The sequence below is a fragment of the Streptomyces glaucescens genome, from assembly GCF_002154375.1.
GTDB lineage: Bacteria > Actinomycetota > Actinomycetes > Streptomycetales > Streptomycetaceae > Streptomyces > Streptomyces glaucescens.
Genome location: NZ_MUND01000141.1, coordinates 15,696 through 17,436, shown reverse-complemented (window position 1 = coordinate 17,436; position 1,741 = coordinate 15,696). Strand labels below are relative to the sequence as shown.

General features: G+C 71.0%; 1 protein-coding gene and 1 pseudogene. One reads left to right on the top strand and one right to left on the bottom strand.

Features of this window, described 5'->3' with window-relative positions; translation table 11 throughout:
• A pseudogene (locus tag CCN42_RS10545) lies at nt 1-1,341 on the bottom strand (flavin-containing monooxygenase); the annotation flags it as partial.
• A 202-nt stretch (nt 1,342-1,543) separates the two neighbouring features.
• Here CCN42_RS10545 and CCN42_RS44310 point away from each other — a divergent pair.
• On the top strand, nt 1,544-1,741 hold a 198-nt coding region (locus CCN42_RS44310), incomplete at its 3' end, for a MerR family transcriptional regulator (RefSeq protein ID WP_245877221.1).

The window sequence follows — 1,741 nt, the reverse complement described above, 5'->3', positions numbered from 1 at the left end:
GCCTCGGCCTCGGCCTCGGCGGAGCGCTTCCCGGACTGCGGGGTGGCCCCACCCGCCTTCGCCGCCTGCGGTCGCAGCACCTCGTACTCCATGAGGTCCACCCGCCGCGTCGCCCGCCGGAACTCCGCGGTCGTGCCGGGCCAGATGGTGGTGTTGCGGCCGTTGCCGTCGAGGTACCAGCTGGTGCAGCCACCGGTGTTCCACACCGTGCGCTCCATCCGCTCCTGCACCCGCCGGTTCCAGGCGCCGACCGCGCTGGGGCGGGCGNNGATGATCGTCATCCAGTTGGGGAACCCGGCCGCACAGGCGCCGCGCAGGGCCTCCATGCCGCCCTTCCAGACCTCGGCGAGGGTCCGGCCGTCCGCCCCGACGACCCGCTCGGCGATCGGCATGTCGGTGACGTGGAACCCGGTGCCGAAGATGATCGCGTCGGCCTCCGTCTCACTGCCGTCGGCGGCGACCAGGGTCGACCCGCGCACCTCGGTCAGTCCGGACGCGACGACGTCGACGTTCGGCCGGGCGAGCGCCGGATAGTACTCGCTCGACAGCAGGATCCGCTTGCAGCCGATCCGGTAGTCGGGCGTGAGCTTGGCCCGCAGCGCCGGGTCCTTGATGGCGCGGGCCATGTTCCGCTTGGCCAGCTGCTCGACGAAGCCCAGCTCACCGGGGTGCTTGGTGAACGCCTGCACCTGCAGCTCCCGGATGCCCCACAGCAGTCCGCGCCGGGCCTGGGTGGTGAACGGCAGCTGCCGGTGCAGCCACCGCTCGGCGCCGCTGATCGCGCGGTCCATCCGGGGCATCACCCACGGGGGTGTGCGCTGGAACAGGGTGAGCCTGCCGACCCGCGGCTGGATGGCGGGCACGATCTGGATGGCGGACGCCCCGGTCCCCACCATGGCGACCCGCTTGCCCTTCAGGTCGTAGTCGTGGTCCCAGCGCGCGGAGTGGAAGACCTTGCCGGGGAAGGTGTCCAGCCCGGGGATGTCGGGGATCTTCGGGNNCCGCGTCCCAGGTCATCAGCTTGACCTCGGAGTCGAACCGCAGATGCGGCCGCAGCCCGAAGACGTCGGCGACCCGCTCCAGGTAGGCGCGGATGTGCTCCTGCCCGGAGAAGGTGCGCGGCCAGTCGGGGTTGGGCGCGAAGGAGAACGAGTAGAGGTGGGACGGCACGTCGCAGGCGCACCCCGGATAGCTGTTGTCCCGCCAGGTGCCGCCGACGCTGTCGGCGCGTTCCAGCACCACGAAGTCGGTGATGCCTTCCCGTCGCAGCCGCACCGCGGCGCCCAGCCCGCCGAACCCGGACCCGATCACCGCCACCCGTACATGCTCGTGCTCGGCCATCCCGTAGCCTCCACGCATCGCTCGTAACCATGCCAGTGAACACTGGCGCAATGGGGAGCGTAGAGGAGAGCCGTACTCATCGGTAGGGGGCGGAACGAAGAAAGTTACCGACGGTACGACTTAGGGTTCGACCGTGGCAGACAAGGCAGAGAAGCAGGCGGAGACGCCATCGGAGAAGCCGTCCGGGAAGCGCGAGTACCGCATGGACGAGCTGGCCCGCCTGGCCGGCATCACGGTGCGCACCCTGCGCTTCTACCGCGAGCGGGGGCTCATCCCGCCGCCCCGCCGCGAAGGCCGCATCGCCTGGTACGACGACCACCACCTGGCCCGGCTGCGCACCATAGCCGCCCTGCTGGAACGCGGGCACACCCTGAGCGGCATAGCGGAACTCGCCGAGGCC